The organism is Enterococcus sp. AZ126, assembly GCF_051714545.1.
Classification (GTDB): Bacteria; Bacillota; Bacilli; order Lactobacillales; family Enterococcaceae; genus Enterococcus_L.
Window position 1 is genome coordinate 1,907,179 of the sequence record NZ_JBIOSB010000001.1, and the last position, 18,130, is coordinate 1,925,308.

Sequence of the window (18,130 nt, forward strand, 5' to 3'; positions counted from 1 at the left end):
TGTGACCAATGTTGCCGATTTGACAACTGTCGAAAAAATTATTGTTTTAGACTTTGGTAGTCAATATAACCAATTGATTACTCGACGTATTCGTGAATTTGGCGTGTTCTCAGAATTATTGAGCCACCGAATCACAGCGGATGAAATTCGTGCCATGGCACCAAAGGGAATTATTTTCTCTGGTGGCCCAAATAGTGTTTATGATGAAAATGCGTTTAGTATCGATCCTGAAATTTATGAATTAGGCATTCCAATTCTAGGGATTTGTTACGGTATGCAACTGATGATGCATAATCTTGGTGGAAAAGTTGAGCCTGCTGGCAACCGTGAATACGGCAAGTCAGAGCTATCACTTTTGATTCCTGATTCACCTATTTTTAAAGGAACACCTGAAAAACAAATCGCTTGGATGAGTCATGGTGACCTCGTCGCTGCCATCCCTGATCGCTTTGAAACGGTGGCAACTAGCGCAGATTGTCCGTTTGCAGCAGTTCAAAATACAGACCGCAACCTTTACGGTGTGCAATTCCATCCAGAAGTCCGTCATTCAGAATATGGCAACGACTTATTACGTCACTTTACGTTTGATATTTGTCATTGCGAAGGCGACTGGACAATGGGCAACTTCATCGAAATGGAAATTAACAAAATCCGCGAACAAGTCGGCGATAAAAAAGTACTTCTTGGCCTTTCAGGTGGTGTGGATTCAAGCGTTGTTGGTGTGCTTTTACAAAAAGCTATCGGCGACCAATTGACATGTATCTTTGTAGATCATGGTTTATTGCGTAAAGGTGAAGCAGAACAAGTAATGGATAGTTTAGGCGGAAAATTCGGCTTAAACATTATTAAAGTAGATGCAAAAGAACGTTTCTTAGATAAATTAGCTGGCGTTTCTGATCCAGAGAAAAAACGTAAAATTATTGGAAACGAATTCGTTTATCTTTTCGATGATGAAGCGACAAAACTTGACGGCATCGACTTCTTAGCTCAAGGAACTCTTTATACAGATATCGTGGAAAGTGGAACTGAAACAGCGCAAACGATCAAATCTCACCATAACGTGGGCGGATTGCCGGAAGATATGCAATTTGAATTGATTGAACCGTTGAATACTTTATTTAAAGATGAAGTTCGTGCATTAGGAATCGAATTAGGCATGCCTGAAGCGCTAGTTTGGCGCCAACCATTCCCTGGTCCTGGTTTAGGGATTCGTGTGCTTGGTGAAATTACTGAAGAAAAATTAGAAATCGTACGTGATTCTGATGCGATTTTACGTGAAGAGATCGCTAATGCTGGTTTAGATCGTGATATTTGGCAGTACTTTACTGTGTTACCTGGCATCCGTAGTGTGGGTGTGATGGGTGATGGCCGTACGTATGATTATACTGTGGGAATTCGTGCAGTGACTTCGATTGATGGGATGACGGCTGATTTTGCGAGAATTCCTTGGGATGTTTTGCAGAAGATTTCTGTGAGGATCGTGAATGAAGTGGATCATGTGAATCGGATTGTTTATGATATTACGAGTAAGCCACCTGCTACTGTTGAGTGGGAATAAGAAAAAAAGCTTTGGAAATCCTTATTTATAGGAACTTCCAAAGCATTTTTATTCTACCAAAAAGCTGTCATGCAAGTATTAGTCATGTTCCCTCCATGAGCTGTAAAGTTGATGTATCTTGCTCCCATAGTCCAGCCATCTGCAATTATTAAAAAGTTTGAATTAACTGTAGTCTTTTTACCAATATGATAGCCTTGTACTACAACAGAATGACCCGAACCTTTTACAACGCTATAACCAAAAATAAAATTCCTATTATTTCGCAAATAAGATTTCATTTGAGAAAAAACAGGTTTCTGAATCTGAGCAGAATTTACAGTTTTACCTTTTGATTTTGCTAAACTGTTCATCGCGGGAATAAGTTTATTATCATATGTTGATCCATAAGAAACCTTTTTACCGTATTTAACTTCTGTCTTATAAGTTGATGTCCCTGAATCTTTCCAAAGCTTATTGTAAGTCGCATTAATCGTTTTAGGATCATATGTTGCTCCTCTTGCAATACCTAGCTTTTCTGCTAGAATACTCATTGCTGTGACTGAACAAGCAAACTTACCTGCGTGGACTTCTGCATCACCTTGTGACATAGGAATAAATGCTCCAACTCCAAAAGATTCAACATAAGAATAACCCGAATTGGAAGGATAGCTTGTCATAGCATCTCCTGAATGTCCATAAGAAGCTTGATTGCTATAGCTAGTATCTTGGCTTTCTAAATCTTCAATGAAACTCTCCGAGTCTTCAATACCTGTGGCTGTACTAGCAACCACATCTTCAATATTTATGCTATATACGGTAGCTTCATTTGAAATGATAACTTTCTCTTCAACTGAAACATTATTCGTATTGATATCCGTTTCTTCATCTATTACTTCAATCAAATTATTAAATAGACTAGTCGTATTTTCATTTAAATTGAATTCTGATATATAATCATCTTTCAATCGATTATCTACTATTACATATCCATGATCTTTATTATCCACCTGCATCCGACAATCATATCCAATAAAATTTTTGTCGCCATCATAAATAGGAATCATTTCTGAAATCTTAAAAATTTTTCCTGCATCCTTACTATTAGAAAATTCGAGTGCAATTTTTGCATATGCTTCTTTATTTTCAAAATTAAGTAATGGAGAATTTTTAACATCTTGCTCTGAAATTATTTCATTAGAATATTTCTCAGCTGTATCTTCATTTAAAAACTCTTGAAATTCACTTGCTTCGACATATCCAGTTCCCATGAGCGAACAAACACCCATTAACCCTGCTACCAACAACGTTAATCTCTTATTTTTCATTTTCATCCTTAACACTCCCCCTGATTATATTTGAAATTCTACTAATTTCTATTTGCTTTTTATTACTGATTCTATCCATCGGATAAAAAATCGTAACATGTTCTCCTATTCTAAGACTGTCAATATAAAAACGAATCTCCGAATCATTTAGCACTGCATTTGATTCATCAAGAACTTCATCAGAAAATTTAACTATGATAGATGTCCCCTTCTTTAAATCTTCTACGTCTTCCAACAGCTTAATGGAGAACTCATTATTTTCTTTTTCTTGAACTACTCCTTGAATTTGTAACGGGGGTAATTCATTTCGTGAAACTTCTTTTTGTCGATTTGTACTCCAAATAAAATAGACAACAGCAAACATAATGATAGTAACTGATACTATGCAAAAATTTTTTATATTCATCTACCCTCCTCCTTGAAGTTCATTCTAAATTTAATCTTGAGACAACAACAACTTGTCCATTTAGCGAACCATAACTTACATTTTATAAAATCAGAATATTCTAAAAAATAAATCGTGTCAAGTCTTTTTTTTATGTATCTTGGTGAAATCACCGAAAATAAATTAGAAATTGTGCGTAACTCTGATGCGATTTTACGTGAAGAGATCGCCAATGCTGGTTTAGATCGTGATATTTGGCAGTACTTTACTGTGTTACCTGGCATCCGTAGTGTGGGTGTTATGGGTGATGGTCGTACGTATGATTATACTGTGGGGATTCGTGCAGTGACTTCGATTGATGGGATGACAGCTGACTTTGCTAGAATTCCTTGGGATGTGTTGCAGAAGATTTCTGTGAGGATCGTGAATGAAGTGGATCATGTGAATCGGATTGTTTATGATATTACGAGTAAGCCACCTGCTACTGTTGAGTGGGAATAAGACAAACAGCTTTGGAAATCCTTATTTATAGGGAATTCCAAGGCTTTTCTTTTGTCTGTGATAACAGTTTGTATTATCTTTATTAAACTTCACAACACTTAAAACTAAATATAAATTACTTAAAAGAGGTAAAATCTGAACAAATAGATAATATTTGTTTTTTATTTTTAACAAAAGATTCTGAAATATTATTTGGAACTTCCACATCTAAGAAATCAAAAGAGTTTATTTGTTCAAATTTTACAGGAGATTGAAAAGGAGTTGGATTAATCGTGTTTAAAATGCTATGTCCATTTCCTGATAGTTGCTGTGAAACATGAGTACCTTGCACAGTAAATAATACAACACTAGAATTATTTTGATTATCTATAGTAAGCAAATAGATATCTTTTACTTTATTTTGTTCCATTGAACCATAGGAAAGCTCTGTAGATATTTCAGCATTCGCTAATATCTTTTCGTCACTAACTCCCCTAATCGTTATATCTAGAAGAGAAAATGCATTCAAATTTGATTGAAGATTAAAATCTAGTTTATTGAAATCTGTCCTAGATATTTCTTCATTATCGTGTTTTGTATAAACTAAATACGCATATTGTAATGATCCAGAACTAATATTTAAATTTAATGTCGTACCAAACGAATATTTATACTCTTCTCCATATCCTCTTTCAAGTTCAATTTCATTCTCATATATATATTTTGCACCAAAGTCTACTTTATAAGTAATCTCTTCTTTTTTTATTTTTAACAACTCTTGAATATGATATGTAGCAGGTACGGCAAATACTAAAGTCAAAATAATTGTAAGTAGTCGTGAGAAAATTGATTTAAAAAATTTTCTAATATCCATTTTGTTATACCATCTTTGATTGATTATTCTTGTATCCTTTGAAAAACTCAACTTAATATTTACAGTTTCTTGCTTTTCCATTTTTTCATTATTTGTTTTCTCATTCATTATCTTAGCTCCCATTAAAAAATATATATTAAATATCATTATAAATGATAAAAGAATTCTCCAGAGCGTACTTACGAATAAATAGCTTGCCGAATTTATAAAATTTATTTATTATTCACTATTCTGGTATAATGTAATCACGTACTTTTAAAACATATTTTATAAACTCAAAAAGGAGGTACTCAATTTGGACAGTACTAGCATATTCACTATATTAATTAGCATTTTGAGTTCATCTATATTTACCCTTATTTTATCAAGTTTGTTTTTTGACCCCTTCAAAGATAGAAAAAAATATATATTTGAAGAAAAGCAGAGGGTTTATGAATCAATTATTACTTTCGCTCAAATTGCGCTTTATCCAAAAGAAGCTAAATTTTCTTTAGGTGTAGCAAGATACAATATACAAGAGCTTTCAGAACAAGAACGTATTGAGAACGCAGTGAACGACTTAAAGATGGCTATTCCAAAACTACAGCTCATCACTAATAATTCCAAAGTTATCACACAAACGATGAATTTCATTGAACAAATAAATGAAGAATCTTTCAATCTGATGTTAAATGTTTTGAGAAAAGATTTATTTAAGTAACTTTTTTAGATTTATAACTACCGCACTTCCGTTTGCTATACTCGATTTTTTATAAAGAAATACAGCCCATTTCTTTACAAAAAATCAAGTGCAATTGGTTTGTTTTTATTTGAACGAAAAAGAGACACTCCATATCGGAATACCCCTCATATGATTATGCAGGTTACTTTTTCTTAATGTTAATCCCTTCCGCTTTAAATGAAAGATGGTAATTAGGTACAATAAAAGTTGCTAGTACTTGAAACTAGCATTTGTGGCAACCTATATTTATAGTGTACGCTATTTATATAGGTCTTCAATTTTTGGTTGGCGCTAAAGATTGAAGTGCCACTTTTTCTATACCCTAATTTTAAAACCAACAGTTAGCATTTCTTTATATAAACAAAAAGCGGTACTGGATACACTCCAACACCGCTTTTACCTGTATTTTTTATGTTTACTGTGTGATAAAAATATCACAAATAAACCTATTAATCTAGGAAAAATGCTTTCGTTGACAGTGTACGCTGTCCTACCTACTTCATTATTTAGTTGGCGCTAAATTGATGAAGTTTTTTCTATTTAAATATAAAGATTACTAAATACGTAACTTATAGTCTGTAGACTTAAAGTATACAACGATTATATCATGAAGATAATTTATAAGTCAATATTCAGGAGGAATATCGTCGATGTCTTCATTAAGAACAACTTTTGCGAATAACGTTAGACAAATACGTCAAGAGAAAAAATTATCCCAAGAAGAGCTGGCTTTTGCTTGTAATTTACATCGTACCTATATCTCTGATATTGAACGTGGGAGAAGAAATGTTTCTATTGATAACATTGAAAAAATAGCTATTGCTTTAGAAATAATACCGTGTCAATTACTTAAGAAAAACAACCTTTGAAGCTTTGCAATTTGTTTAGCCGAGAGGTTTCTTTTTTTTATTAATATTTCATTATCAAAAATAAAGATAGAAGATAATTGGATTATCTCCGAAAAACATCAAGTATATTTTTTCTTATTTTAATGATAAAATAAAGATCATGATAACTTACTTAATAAGCAGAAAATCAAATGAGGTATGAATTTGCGAAAAAAAATATGGATACTAATAGGAATTATTATCATTATTCTAATAGGAGGTGCTAGTGTGCTTTTTAATCAAAAAGAACATGAACAGCAGAGGAACGAAAGGCAAATTTTAAGAATGGAGAAAAAGATAGCCAAACAGATAAAAAATACATTTGTAGACGTTCAAAAAATTGAATTTATTCCAGAAATGTCTGGTGTATATAATGAAAAAACTGGTTTTTGGCATTTTTCTTCTAACATAACAACACAAAATGGAACAAAAGATACTGGTAATATCATATATAAGGATAACGAGGAAAAACTTACTAGTTTCGGACCTATAGATTCTGATTTTCGAGATATTATTAAGAGTGGAATGACTAGTACTCCAGTAAAGGTTATCTATTCTGATAAAAGTGAAGGAGAAATATGATGGCTACAGATAGGGAATTGGTTGATTTAAATGATTTTGTTTATGAAGTAGATCCTAATTATGTTCGCGATGACGGAAAGAAACAGAAGCAAATTAAACCTGGAGACATTCTCCCTCTGGGGAATTTTGATTACAAAGTTCTTTCAGTCAAAAATGGGGACTACGGGTTTCAAGGCATGGCAGTGGCTCCCATAGTGAATGGTACTCCAGACTATGGACAAGTAACAGTCGTTGCAGCTGGAACCTATCCTAGTGACTCTGACGATTTAAAAGCAGCTGTAAAAGGAATGTCTCCGAATGGTTCTCCTCAAGCAGACATCGCTTTACAGTACGTGGGAGAACTCATTGACAACAATCCGAATTGGACAATTAATCAGCTATCTGGCTATTCCCAATCAGCTTATATACTAAAAGTAGGCGCTCACTTTAAAATACCAACAACAGTTTTTAGTGGCTGGTTTCAATATCGTTCCTTAACACCAGCGGAGGAAAAATTTATGAAAGAAAATCCTCACTTATTTTTGAATTATCGCCAAAAAAATGATGATGTCACACTATGGAATGACTTTAATACTCGTTTTGGAAATAGTGATGATTTTGGAACAATTGTATGGATAGATGGTAATAGTCATAAATTAAATAGTTGGACATTTGATGAAAAAACAGGACAACTAAAAATTTCAGATAGTTTGGGCAATTCTGAAGGAGCCATGATACAAGCTAGTCATTTTCTGATGCGTGGATTTTTAACTCAATTGACTATGTTGGATCAACTAAAAGCCAAACTAACTACCAGTGGTGGTGGACTATCAAAGAATGAAAAAATTTATTTAGATGACCAACAGGCGTTACTAGCAGTTAACACAGGACGAGCAGCCTATCAAAATGCGATGGCTACTGCTATAAAAGTATATCAAAACGCAATTACAGATGCTGAAGATATCTGGCAAGAAACATTACGGGAAGCCCGTTCTCAAATAGAAGTACTGTCGGATAATGAAATGAAGGATAGCTTATCAGCGATAGGAGCTACTGAACAACGAATAGTTGGTGAACCAACCGAATTTTTTCAGCAAAAAATCAATAAAGCAAGAACGATGGATGAGAAATTCGAATCGTTATCTAAAGAAATCAAAAGTAAAATCAACGAAATGGTTCAAACAGATCAACAACTAGCGCAACAATTAAAGCCTTAAAAAGGAGCTAATAGATGAAAGAGGAACAGATTACAGCCGATTATCAGCGAAAACGCCGTGAACTCGAAGAGGATGAAGATATACTAAAAAATACACAACGAAAAGGGGAACAATTGATACAAGAAACGTTATCAGATATTTATCGAATTGTTCAACAATCAGCTGCAGATAGCGAGCCTTTTGATCGTGCCAAACAATCAATTATGCAAATAGAAAATGACTATCACGAAGAGTTATCAAGAGCAAAAAAACAGCTGTATCAACAACAAGAAAAACTTGAACAAGACTACCGAAATGACCTCCAAAAAGCAAATAAAGAATAAGGAGTTGTTCTATTGGAAGAATTAGCTAAAAAATTATTGAAAGAGTTAAAAAGGAATTTAGAAAAAATACGTGTACAAGCAATTGGCTCAGCCAAGATACAGAAATCTCGTACCATGAAACAAGAAGCTAAAAAGCAAGGTGAAACAGCAATAGAAAGTGCTAACAAGGCACTGTCTTCTTCCTCTCAAACATTAGAAGGTGCTGTTAAAGGTCAGTTTGGAAAAAAAGTAACAGAAGCTTTTGAGAAGCAACAACAAACTTTAGATAAGCTATCTTCTTAGCATTCAATGATTAAATTGATAACACTTTGATAACACTCTACTAAAATTAAGTACATTTTAAACAAACTCAAATCACTTAAAATGGCGTAAACTCAACTATTACGTACCGTGTAAAACTAATTTATTTTTGAGTGGGAATAAGAAAAAAAGCTTTTGAAATCCTTATTTATAGGGGATTCCAAAGCTTTTTATTTAATTATGATACGATTAACCATGGAAAGCTCAAGTAACTGCTCTTTGCTATTCTTCTCCATTAAATAGTTCTAAACCTAATTCTGCAACTTCTTTTTCTTGAAACTTAGTTAAAAACCAAAATGACATTTCTTCATGACCAACAAACCCTAACCATGGCTTTTCATTTTGAAAAAGAACTAAGTCTTCTGGTAGCTTTGGGCCACACCAGTCATTCATTGCATTGGAATATTTCAATAATTTAGCTAAAGAATGCTCATCAAAACGATATCTATATAAGGTAGATTCATCTTCTCGAGCAATAATCAATCCAGTTACCCAACTATTAGTTGGTTTTTCAGCTATCAAAAAAGGTTCTAACTCTTTTATTAGTCGATAGGCATTTTCTGAATATTGATAAGAACCATCCTCAGAAAAATCAATATCATGTCGAATACAAAACTCAAAATAGTTACAATCATTTTTCTTCGATAGTTCAAGTACTTTTTTGTAGATTCTTCCCACAATTATATATTTTTTGAATTCATCTTCTAAACTCTTGAAATTTGTTTTAAATTCAACGTTTCTGATTGGCTAATATCGCATTTAGGAAAATGTAAATTACATTATGTTTTTAGAATATTCTAAAAATTCCATATTGTCAAGTCTATTTTTTAAAGTCCAACTGATTCGTATAACAAAAAAATTAGAAATCGTGCGTAACTCTGATGCGATTTGAAGTGAGGGGTGATGCCCGTACGTACGATTATACTGTGAGGATTCGTACAGTAACTTTGATCGATGTGATGATAGCTGATTTTGCTATAATTCCTTGGAGGAGTTGCAGAAGATTTCTGTGAGAATCGTGAATGAAATGGATCATGTGAACCAGATTGTTTATGATATTACGAGTAAGCCACCTACTACTATGAAGTGGGTAAAGAGCCAACATAATATGAGTCGGAAATGTCGTCAAATCAACGTTTTTCAACTTATGAAACGTTTGATTTTCATAAAAAAGATATAGTTTCCTACTAAAAAGCCCCTTGCTAATTATTTTGAAAAGGGGCTTTTTTATTTGAGACGACATTTTCAATATAATTTTAAGGTAACAATTGAATTGGAAAGGTTCTGCAAAAGAATGCATTCGATTTAAGTAAACAGCTCATTCTGTTCTGCTTTTGGGATTTTCTTTGTAGAATTCAAGTAAATGTTATTTAACCTAGATTTAACTTTTTTTCCTGCTGAGTCAGCTGGGAAAGTCAACTCTTGTATAAATTCAATTTCAGGTAGGGTTATTTTTTTCTCATATTTATCTAAATACTCCAGAATGAAATCCGGTAATCTATTCAAGTGTTTAGATAGAAACCAATCTAAATGATTCTGAAGATAGTCAAAACGAATATTACTGTCATTTAAGTCGTTTGGAACACGAAGTAATCTTTCATCAATTGAGTCAAATCCATTAAAAACACTAGATAACCGCTCTTTTGTCATATCCGTGTATTCCTTTTCAACTTCAAACCCAATACATCGCCTATTTAGCTGTTGACATACTCTTGCGGTTGTACCACTACCTAGAAAAGGGTCTAACACTATATCGTTTTCATTCGAACTAGCCAAAATCATTCGTTCTATTAATCCTTCAGGCTTCTGAGTAGGATGCGGTTGACGATTAGGATTAGAGTAATGAACGTGACTATATTTCCATACATTGCCAGGATTTGCACCACGCATATTGTTTCTTGACCTGTAAAACTTTTGGGGTACTCTTATATCATCAATATTGAATTGAAATTTTTCCGTTTTTGTGAACATTAATATATCATCATGCCTAGGACTAAATCCTTTTGTTTTTCCGATGCCTTGAGTATAATGCCAAGTTATCCATGAGTTGAAATGCAAGTCCAAATCTTGTTCCATTATGGAGTATAAGTATGATATAAACCTAAAACCCATAAAAATGTACATAGTTCCATTTGGCTTCAATACTCGTTTTACTTCAGATAACCAAGCCTTAGAAAAATTAATATACTCATTAAACTCCATGTTATCCTTAGTAGAGATGTAATCCTTTGACAAGTTGTAAGGAGGATCTGCAATTATCAAGTTGATACTATCATCACTTAATTTTTTTATCTCGGTCATTGCATCACCGTTAATTATCTCGATTTTTTCATTCCTTTTATCCATTTATGTTGTTCAGCCTCCCTATACCATTGATTTATATCACGACGACTGCTCGCTAAATATTTTCTATCAAGCATCTGACAAAAATCCCAAGTGGTTCTAAATTCTTGTGTCACATAGTGGATATCCCTAATTTGAAACTGCCCAGTACCAAGCGCAGGATTATAATTTAAATCATTATCGCCTAAAAACTTAAAATCATAGGCATTAAAATCAGTTATTTCCATTATTCCATCCATCAATAATGTTTCATCATTTTGCTTTGAGATAACTTGATGTTTTATGCTTAATACAATAAAATAAAAATTTGGATCTTCCACGTAAGCAGTTCTTATCCGCGAAAAAGAAGTGATATTCGGCCCTTTTCCAGAATTTTTAATATCTGCCGAAGTAGCTTTTACATCAACATTAGCCGTAATACTTCTGTTGTCTGTATCACTTTTTTCAAATTGAAGAATCACATCAGCTAACCCTAGTCTAGTTTGAGCTTCGACATTAACTAAATTATAATGATTCTCACCTTCAGTTAAAACATCTTCAAAAATTTCTTGCGCCCATGCCTCAATTAGCGGTCCTGCAATTTTATTGATATTTTCTAAAGGCAATCCTTTTCGTAAGTTGGTATTTAATACAATTCGATGTCTATTATTGGCTAGTGCGTAATCTAGCATTGCCTCCATCCGTTCAGTAATGGCCTTTGAGTTTTCAAAGTAATCCGAATCCTCGCGAGGTATCTTAAAATCAAAGTCAGTATATTCCATAGTGTCCACCTTCTAAAATAATTTAACACTCAAAATTATATCACTTTTTTTCGTAAATATCTGACTTTTTTTACTAACATATAGCCAAAGATAGTGATATTTAACTTTCAAAAATAAATTACGCAAAATATTTAATTATAATTATTTAATTTTACATAGGGCACTCATGGGACAAAAAAGTTTACTTTTTTAAACTATCTGAAGTGGCTTGTGGATACTTGACAATGAACGTCATTTAATATTCAAAATAAATTCGTCTTTTTTGTCCTTTTATATAATGCTTATTTACTATTTGAACCTCTAAATTATCTAAAAATAGAACTACATAATCATCTAGATTTCCCATCTCTTCTAGTATTTTTATTTTTCGATTGAAGATAAATTCTTTTTCCAGTATATTTACCTCTTTTTAAAAAGAATTTTAATAAATAATATATTCACTTGTGCATAATTTTATACTATATTACTAATGCAATCAATTTACAACTTTAAGGTATTCAAAAAATAGTAATACTTATGTTTTTATTTATCACTCCGTTCTACGACATTTTAAGACAAGAAAATCGGTCTCAATAGAAACCGACATTTCTTTATTATGCAGATGACTAAGGTTGCCATTCTCCCCAGCCGTATACAGATAAACTATCGATGCCTCCAAGGACCTATCCGCAATACTGCTAGATTGAGCAGGAGGTATATATGTACCCCCTTTGATTGTGTAGCCGATTGATAATTTTGTTGAGCTGTTTCGTCATATGCTTGCTGATTAGATGATTGATCAACTACATCCGCTTGGCGTTGTGCTTTAGCTATTTCAGATTGCTGATGAGGATGCGTCAGCGTTGAGAAATCATCCATTTTTACATGATTTGAATCAAAAATTTGAAAATCATAGGTTGATATTTATATTCGCTTTGAACAGCATCAGAGTCTCGAGGTACTGCTACTACAAGATCATTAAACCTTTTCAAAACCGAGTAAAAATATTGTTTCGTACCATAATTCACTTTTAAGAAAATGTCATTATTTACCTTTTTTACAATTCTCAATAATGAGCCACTGCGAATGAGAATATCATTTTTTATAAATTTCACACTAATCTTTATATTCACCTGATATTGTCTAGTATCAACATGATATCCTGAAGCCCCTCTTTTTGTCAGTTCTCCTTCAAAAACATGCTCTAGAGACTTGTCTGTAAAAATATCTGTATTTTTCAATCGTTTCAAATCATCAAGTGTTTCAACATTTCTAATTATATTACCTGTATCTTTCCCTCTATCAACAGTCTTAACAACTCCTGCCGACTTCTCAAACTCTTTCAACGCTTCCCACTCTTTAACAGTCAACTTAACTGCATCCAGCGTATAATCGCCATTTCTAAGCAACTTAGCCGACTTCAAAATATCTTTCACTCGATCGATCGGCAATACAGCTAATAACAAGAAAACACCTGAAGATGAGCGTTGCATTTTTGTAGAATCTTTCGCAAGCAGGATCTCAATATCATCAATATTGGTAAGGATTTTAAAAATCTCTGGTCCATACTCTTTAAACAATTCAACATTATGAACACGAAACAGTTCATGTAGCTCTTTTATTTTTTGAACATCCAATTTCCCATTGCGATAAATCTGATATTCGACGCCATTCGATAATTCTTTGATGACCACATCAATTCGGTCTTTCGGTTGTGCTTTGTTAAAGTCCTTTAGTGCTTTATACCATTTTTGATTTTTAAAATCAATGGTTTTATAACCATCTTTCCCACCTGAAAAATTCCCGGCACTACCTAGAAAAGCTAATCCTTCGGCAATCGAAGCAATAACTGTTTGTACATCTGAGAAATCACTGCCATGCACTGCTTCAAAAGCGCTATATTTTTCGAGGATTTCAATTTTCTTGGCTGTTCCTAGCATACTTTGTTTATTAAAAAATTGATTGACAAATGGCACATCTTCAAAGGCTTTTGCCAAAGCTTCCATGATCACATCATTTTCTGCTTGTAAACGACGTAACTCAGCTTTCAGACTTTCCATTTTAGCAGTATCTAAATCATTTTCCGCTGGTCCAACTTCTGAGGTAAAGGCGCTCAAATAAGAGGTGAGCGCATCATCAAGGGTATTTAAGGCATTGCCCACTGTCGTTGATACTTCTGAGTAGGCATCAAAGTAACTTTTGGTCGAATCCCAACCTGTACCAGATAATTTCCCTGCACTTTGAATCGCTTGTTGCGCCTCTTTAAAGGAATTTAGTTGATCTAATACTGTTAAACGTAGCGTTTGGACTTCATCTGCCATTCAGTATATCTAAATTTAGACATCTTCCTTCTCCTTTTGTGTTTGTTTCTTTTTTTGCAGCCATAGGAGGTCGTCTTCTGCTTGGATTTTTTTACGTTCTGTTTCACTGACTAATTCTGTTAACTCTTCTTTGCCCGCATCAAAGGTTCTGAACGCTTCTGTTCGTTCATCTTCTAGCATTTCTAAATCTATTCTAGCTGAACGTTCTGCTTCTGTTCCTTTGCTGTAATAGAGAAATTCTTCTAATATCTCTGCTTGTTGTTGGTAAACACGTTGTAGATCATTGAGTAGAAAATCACTTTCGGTGTCTTTTTTCTTTAACTCTATTTTTCGATCTTCATATTCTTCGATTTTCACTTGTAGTTGTTTTTCTTCCATAAAGTACCTACTTTACTGCATTTTTTTCAGCCTGTTTGATGGCTTGATGTATTTTTTCTAAGTTTCCAATGTCTTTAGACGCGTTGCTTTTAAAGGTTGATACGATGGTACTAAGAGAAGAAACACTGCTTTTCATTGCACTAGCGGCACTACTTTCAGAAAAGCTCATGCTACTTGAAATTATTCAGTATACTTGTAACTTTTTGATAAACCATGTAGACACAAAAAAGAAAAGATAGATATGAAAAATTTACAAAATTTGTAGTTTGAAGCGCAACGATTAACGGCGGAATACAATAAAATTTTAACGCAATTAGCAGAGATGCCGATTATTGGAAAATTGTTTAACGAGTTTAATCTGACAAAAGTTATGAATGATATTGAGGTAGTACAGGATTTTCAGCAATTCGTTTCGGGTCACAGCAGTGATTTTGGTTTCGTTGATGAATTATTAAATAGCATTGAAATGGGTATCACTGAGTTAGGAAGCGATGCAAGTTTTTTAGGTGCAAATGTTGGCTTTGCGATGGGTGGAAGCGAAAGAGTTATGTTAACTATCACAAAGGACGTAACACTATTCACAGATAACTTTGATGATGTTTATGATACTATCGATAATTTACAATCTTTAAAAGTCCCTACAATTGATTTAAGAGATTTAATCGTTTGGTGAATTCAAGAAAGATCACGTTTAGAAAAAATTTCGAATGATAGTGGTTTATCTGCTGATGAACTATACGCTACAAGTGATAAGACAGACTTATAAAATAGTTAAAAATAAGGATGAAAAAGATAGTTAAACTATGAATATATTAAGATTTTTTTATTACAGTTTGGGGCCTTCTCGCTATTTTAATTTCATTTGGAGTATTATGGATAACAACTAAAGCAAGTTATGATAATTTTTCTGATAACGGTGCAATTATCTATTTTCTATCCAAAAAAATATTTACACTTTTTAGTTTTGCTCTCCATAATTGTATTGCTTCCCCTTTTTTCTATTAATTTATTTTCTAAATAATTTCAAAATATAATATATAAATAATCGTCTGAAATTATAGTTACGTTAATTTCAGACGATTATTTTTTATAAAAAAATTATTATAATTTATCTAGTACTTTTTTGAAATTACAGAGATCTGTGATGCTAAAATTTTGATAACAGTCTATAAAAAAGCTCCAGTCAACACACTTCAAAAACTCTCGAATCCTTTTATATTAGATAAAATTTCTTAAGGGGTCACAAAAGAACTTTTTTACAGGATTATGTGTCTTTCCTACTCGTTATACAATTTAACTTTTTAAAATTCTTTTGCTCTCGTCTTTTCTTCAAAGAAAAGACTAATAAAACAAGTAAGAGAGTATTCCCTACAATCAAACCTACTAGTGCCGAATGCTCTCCTGTATTTGGTAATCTTCCAACTGTTTTTTTCTGATTCAGTCTACCTTCTGGTTTACCGGTCAAGTCGATTTTTTCAGTATGATGATCCTCACCAACGTCATTCTCTTTTTGATTTGGAGTAGTTATAATAATAGACGCGTTACTTTGATTAATTGTTGAAACATCATGTGTTTCTTCTGCTTGTACAATCATTGTAAACAAAGGGAAAAACGAGAAAACTAAAATGATAGAAAGAATCATTTGTTTCTTTAAATCATTCACATTATCCACTCCCTTCTCTATTTTATTGTTGCATTCAGTTCATCATTTTCTTTATTCGATTTAGATTGTTAAGACTTACTCTTACTGCACAACAGTTGGAACTGCAGTCCATGTAATAGATGTACCATAATTTCCGGCCTTTAAATCCAGTGCATTTCCTGAAACATGCAATCGAGCATTCAAATCTTTCTCAATCGGAGTTTTCTTATCTCCCGTCGCAATGATTGTATCTTGAGCTCCATTTAAGTCAAAGGGATACGCCCCTTCACTTGTGTCGGTTCCCAACGATACATACATTCCATTTTGTAAAAAATTTTTATCACCATAATTTCCTTCAGTCATCTTAGCTGTTACGTAAAAAGTAGGATCGCCTTTTATATCCATTCGTTCATCAACTACTTTTAACTGTGCTTTCGTTCCGTCTTTTTCTCCAATTCCTTTTGTTTCAATTTCTTTTAACGTTTTTTCACTTATCTCCATATCTGCAAAGGTAATATTTAATTTTTCAGGTGTGTCAAATCTTAATGAACCACTTTCTTTCGCTTTTGTCACATTCAAAGTGGCATCACTTTTACTACTTGCTTCTGTTGCTTGTGCAAGTGTTGGGGAAAAACCTCCTAATACGCATACCGCGACTAAACTTGTTACTACATTTTTACTTTTAAACATCATCATTCCTACTTTCTTTTTTTAACTTGTCTATATCTCTTTTCTTATTATTTTGTTTTGCTATATTTAGAATCGTTTTTCGCTTCCATACTATAAGCCCCACGCATAACAAGAAAAGCCCTAGAACACAAAACAAAATCATTTCCCCATACTCAGTTGTTGTATTTTTTATCTGGAAACTTTTAGTTATTTCCTTTATTTCATCATTTTTTAACGTAATAGTTTGCTTCCATGTCTCAGAAAGTGTTTTTCCATTCACAGATACTTCTACTCGATACTTGCCTGGCCGTAATACTTTTTTATCCAGATAAATAGTAGGATAAAAACTGGTATTTGGAGCCACTTGACGGTTTTTTACCGTTTTTTCTACTAATGGTTTTTGCTCTTTTTCTTCGAATATTTTCGTTGTTACGGTCAAACCAGATAATAATATAGGCTGAGGATTTTGCAGAGACGCTCTTAGTTGTGTAGCATATTTATTTTTTTTGACAAGAATTTCTTTAAACACCAGTTCTTGTTGCCCTGGTTCTTCATTCATTCTCATTTCAATTGGTAAAACGTAGGAAAATAGATTCGTCACCCCAGCAGATGCTCGCTTTTCTTCGTTACCTTCTGTCACTCTAATACCACCTAGTACTATACCTTTAAAAGGCTTTTTTGGTGTTTTTATCGTAAAAGCAAGAATCTTCGTTTGATGAGGTTCCAATTCAGCTGTTGCTGGTACCGTGACTAAATCGGTTAATTTAATAGTTAGTGTGGGATCATATTTTTTTAAATTCCCATATCCTATAGAAATGTCATCATTTGTAAAACTATTCTCCACAGTAATTGAAAATTGTTTAAAGTCCTTTGTGTTATTGACAATAGCCAATTGAACTTCTTGTGTACGATTTGGTTCTATAACTAAATCATAATACGTATTTATTTCTTCCCGTTGATTGTCAGGGAAAATAGCCTTCACATAAAATCCCTCTTGTTCAGACGATTCACTTGCCTGCATTCCTTGTGGAAAGAAAAATAATAGGAAGAGAAAAAACGTACTTCAGATATATTTTTTTTTCATACTTATCCTCCTTGGTTATGCAATCATCTGGACAAAATAACCGATTTAGCTTAGAAAATAAATCTATCTATTCCCTTATTCATTTATCTCTGTTCCTTTGTCTTTTACATCGGTACTTTTGATTAGCAACCTAATCTCAGAAAAAACTGCTAAGCTTTTCATCCTATTGTATTAAAGTCTAACTTGTATATCGACAACTATAGTTTATTCTTTCTCAAAATAAAATAAAACACCATGTATACGCTTAATCTTCCCAACCCTATTTTTTGATTTAAAATAGTTGTGATTTTCCACACCATTTGTAAAAAAAGTAAAAGACAAGAAGGTTACACTTTATTTTATA

General features: G+C 33.0%; 19 protein-coding genes and 2 pseudogenes. 10 read left to right on the forward strand and 11 right to left on the reverse strand.

What is annotated here, in order from left to right; all coding sequences use genetic code 11:
* Position 1 precedes the first annotated feature (1 nt).
* The gene (guaA, locus tag IGI43_RS09120; protein ID WP_438757481.1) at positions 2 to 1,558 is read left to right on the forward strand and encodes a glutamine-hydrolyzing GMP synthase; all 1,557 of its coding nucleotides are present in this window, start codon (positions 2 to 4) and stop codon (positions 1,556 to 1,558) included.
* A gap of 53 nt (positions 1,559 to 1,611) precedes the next feature.
* On the opposite strand, the gene IGI43_RS09125 is transcribed toward guaA, so the two are convergent.
* The gene (locus IGI43_RS09125; RefSeq protein WP_438757483.1) at positions 1,612 to 2,868 is read right to left on the reverse strand and encodes a hypothetical protein; all 1,257 of its coding nucleotides are present in this window, start codon (positions 2,866 to 2,868) and stop codon (positions 1,612 to 1,614) included.
* Positions 2,852 to 3,268 (reverse strand): hypothetical protein, encoded by a 417-nt coding sequence (locus IGI43_RS09130; protein WP_438757484.1) that lies wholly within the window; start codon positions 3,266 to 3,268, stop codon positions 2,852 to 2,854. The genes IGI43_RS09125 and IGI43_RS09130 overlap by 17 nt, the downstream gene beginning before the upstream one ends.
* A 138-nt stretch (positions 3,269 to 3,406) precedes the next feature.
* Between IGI43_RS09130 and IGI43_RS09135 the strand changes: the two are divergent.
* A pseudogene (locus tag IGI43_RS09135) lies at positions 3,407 to 3,748 on the forward strand (glutamine-hydrolyzing GMP synthase); the annotation flags it as partial.
* A 115-nt stretch (positions 3,749 to 3,863) separates the two neighbouring features.
* On the opposite strand, the gene IGI43_RS09140 reads toward IGI43_RS09135, so the two are convergent.
* Positions 3,864 to 4,709 (reverse strand): hypothetical protein, encoded by an 846-nt coding sequence (locus IGI43_RS09140; RefSeq protein WP_438757485.1) that lies wholly within the window; start codon positions 4,707 to 4,709, stop codon positions 3,864 to 3,866.
* Positions 4,710 to 4,896: 187 nt separating this feature from the next.
* On the opposite strand from IGI43_RS09140, the gene IGI43_RS09145 reads away from it, so the two are divergent.
* From IGI43_RS09145 to IGI43_RS09170, 6 genes are all read left to right on the forward strand, one after another.
* Entirely contained in the window at positions 4,897 to 5,301 is a 405-nt protein-coding gene (locus tag IGI43_RS09145) for a hypothetical protein (RefSeq protein ID WP_438757487.1), read from the forward strand.
* Positions 5,302 to 5,972: 671 nt separating this feature from the next.
* Entirely contained in the window at positions 5,973 to 6,191 is a 219-nt protein-coding gene (locus IGI43_RS09150) for a helix-turn-helix domain-containing protein (RefSeq protein ID WP_438757488.1), read from the forward strand.
* Between the two features lie 183 nt (positions 6,192 to 6,374).
* Positions 6,375 to 6,791, forward strand: a complete 417-nt coding sequence (locus tag IGI43_RS09155) for a hypothetical protein (RefSeq protein ID WP_438757489.1) — start codon at positions 6,375 to 6,377, stop codon at positions 6,789 to 6,791.
* The gene (locus tag IGI43_RS09160) at positions 6,791 to 7,987 is read left to right on the forward strand and encodes a hypothetical protein (protein ID WP_438757490.1); all 1,197 of its coding nucleotides are present in this window, start codon (positions 6,791 to 6,793) and stop codon (positions 7,985 to 7,987) included. Before IGI43_RS09155 ends, IGI43_RS09160 begins: the two co-directional genes overlap by 1 nt.
* A 14-nt stretch (positions 7,988 to 8,001) precedes the next feature.
* Positions 8,002 to 8,310: a hypothetical protein gene (locus IGI43_RS09165; RefSeq protein WP_438757491.1), complete on the forward strand. Its 309-nt coding sequence runs from the start codon at positions 8,002 to 8,004 to the stop codon at positions 8,308 to 8,310.
* 12 nt (positions 8,311 to 8,322) lie between these two features.
* Complete coding sequence (locus tag IGI43_RS09170; protein WP_438757492.1) at positions 8,323 to 8,592, forward strand: hypothetical protein; 270 nt, start codon at positions 8,323 to 8,325, stop codon at positions 8,590 to 8,592.
* Between the two features lie 240 nt (positions 8,593 to 8,832).
* Here IGI43_RS09170 and IGI43_RS09175 read toward each other — a convergent pair whose 3' ends face one another.
* Positions 8,833 to 9,288: a hypothetical protein gene (locus IGI43_RS09175; protein ID WP_438757493.1), complete on the reverse strand. Its 456-nt coding sequence runs from the start codon at positions 9,286 to 9,288 to the stop codon at positions 8,833 to 8,835.
* A gap of 215 nt (positions 9,289 to 9,503) precedes the next feature.
* Between IGI43_RS09175 and IGI43_RS09180 the strand changes: the two are divergent.
* Positions 9,504 to 9,700 (forward strand): annotated as a pseudogene (locus tag IGI43_RS09180) (glutamine-hydrolyzing GMP synthase); the annotation flags it as partial.
* A gap of 215 nt (positions 9,701 to 9,915) precedes the next feature.
* On the opposite strand, the gene IGI43_RS09185 reads toward IGI43_RS09180, so the two are convergent.
* The 4 genes from IGI43_RS09185 to IGI43_RS09200 form a co-directional block, all read right to left on the reverse strand.
* Positions 9,916 to 10,956 (reverse strand): DNA-methyltransferase, encoded by a 1,041-nt coding sequence (locus IGI43_RS09185; RefSeq protein WP_438757494.1) that lies wholly within the window; start codon positions 10,954 to 10,956, stop codon positions 9,916 to 9,918.
* Positions 10,926 to 11,714, reverse strand: coding sequence for a restriction endonuclease (locus IGI43_RS09190; RefSeq protein WP_438757495.1), 789 nt, complete (start codon positions 11,712 to 11,714; stop codon positions 10,926 to 10,928). Before IGI43_RS09190 ends, IGI43_RS09185 begins: the two co-directional genes overlap by 31 nt.
* An 860-nt stretch (positions 11,715 to 12,574) precedes the next feature.
* Positions 12,575 to 14,014, reverse strand: coding sequence for a T7SS effector LXG polymorphic toxin (locus IGI43_RS09195; RefSeq protein WP_438757496.1), 1,440 nt, complete (start codon positions 14,012 to 14,014; stop codon positions 12,575 to 12,577).
* A gap of 15 nt (positions 14,015 to 14,029) precedes the next feature.
* Positions 14,030 to 14,392, reverse strand: coding sequence for a hypothetical protein (locus IGI43_RS09200; RefSeq protein WP_438757497.1), 363 nt, complete (start codon positions 14,390 to 14,392; stop codon positions 14,030 to 14,032).
* Between the two features lie 322 nt (positions 14,393 to 14,714).
* On the opposite strand from IGI43_RS09200, the gene IGI43_RS09205 reads away from it, so the two are divergent.
* Positions 14,715 to 15,065 carry a hypothetical protein gene (locus IGI43_RS09205; protein WP_438757498.1) on the forward strand — a complete coding sequence of 117 codons (351 nt, stop codon included), beginning with the start codon at positions 14,715 to 14,717 and terminating at the stop codon, positions 15,063 to 15,065.
* Between the two features lie 591 nt (positions 15,066 to 15,656).
* Here the strand turns inward: IGI43_RS09205 and IGI43_RS09210 are convergent.
* From IGI43_RS09210 to IGI43_RS09220, 3 genes are all read right to left on the reverse strand, one after another.
* Positions 15,657 to 16,055, reverse strand: a complete 399-nt coding sequence (locus tag IGI43_RS09210; RefSeq protein ID WP_438757499.1) for an LPXTG cell wall anchor domain-containing protein — start codon at positions 16,053 to 16,055, stop codon at positions 15,657 to 15,659.
* 81 nt (positions 16,056 to 16,136) lie between these two features.
* Positions 16,137 to 16,724, reverse strand: coding sequence for a hypothetical protein (locus IGI43_RS09215; protein ID WP_438757500.1), 588 nt, complete (start codon positions 16,722 to 16,724; stop codon positions 16,137 to 16,139).
* Positions 16,717 to 17,685, reverse strand: coding sequence for a WxL protein peptidoglycan domain-containing protein (locus tag IGI43_RS09220; protein ID WP_438757501.1), 969 nt, complete (start codon positions 17,683 to 17,685; stop codon positions 16,717 to 16,719). The genes IGI43_RS09215 and IGI43_RS09220 overlap by 8 nt, the downstream gene beginning before the upstream one ends.
* Positions 17,686 to 18,130 lie beyond the last annotated feature (445 nt).

Coding starts and splice junctions, on each gene's coding strand:
- IGI43_RS09185 (WP_438757494.1), bottom strand. CDS start 10,956: ATGGATAAAAGGAATGAAAAAATCGAGATAATTAACGGTGATGCAATG.
- IGI43_RS09205 (WP_438757498.1), top strand. CDS start 14,715: ATGCCGATTATTGGAAAATTGTTTAACGAGTTTAATCTGACAAAAGTT.
- IGI43_RS09160 (WP_438757490.1), top strand. CDS start 6,791: ATGGCTACAGATAGGGAATTGGTTGATTTAAATGATTTTGTTTATGAA.
- IGI43_RS09165 (WP_438757491.1), top strand. CDS start 8,002: ATGAAAGAGGAACAGATTACAGCCGATTATCAGCGAAAACGCCGTGAA.
- IGI43_RS09215 (WP_438757500.1), bottom strand. CDS start 16,724: ATGTTTAAAAGTAAAAATGTAGTAACAAGTTTAGTCGCGGTATGCGTA.
- IGI43_RS09140 (WP_438757485.1), bottom strand. CDS start 4,709: ATGAATGAGAAAACAAATAATGAAAAAATGGAAAAGCAAGAAACTGTA.
- IGI43_RS09195 (WP_438757496.1), bottom strand. CDS start 14,014: ATGGCAGATGAAGTCCAAACGCTACGTTTAACAGTATTAGATCAACTA.
- IGI43_RS09200 (WP_438757497.1), bottom strand. CDS start 14,392: ATGGAAGAAAAACAACTACAAGTGAAAATCGAAGAATATGAAGATCGA.
- IGI43_RS09125 (WP_438757483.1), bottom strand. CDS start 2,868: ATGAAAATGAAAAATAAGAGATTAACGTTGTTGGTAGCAGGGTTAATG.
- IGI43_RS09190 (WP_438757495.1), bottom strand. CDS start 11,714: ATGGAATATACTGACTTTGATTTTAAGATACCTCGCGAGGATTCGGAT.
- IGI43_RS09150 (WP_438757488.1), top strand. CDS start 5,973: ATGTCTTCATTAAGAACAACTTTTGCGAATAACGTTAGACAAATACGT.
- IGI43_RS09130 (WP_438757484.1), bottom strand. CDS start 3,268: ATGAATATAAAAAATTTTTGCATAGTATCAGTTACTATCATTATGTTT.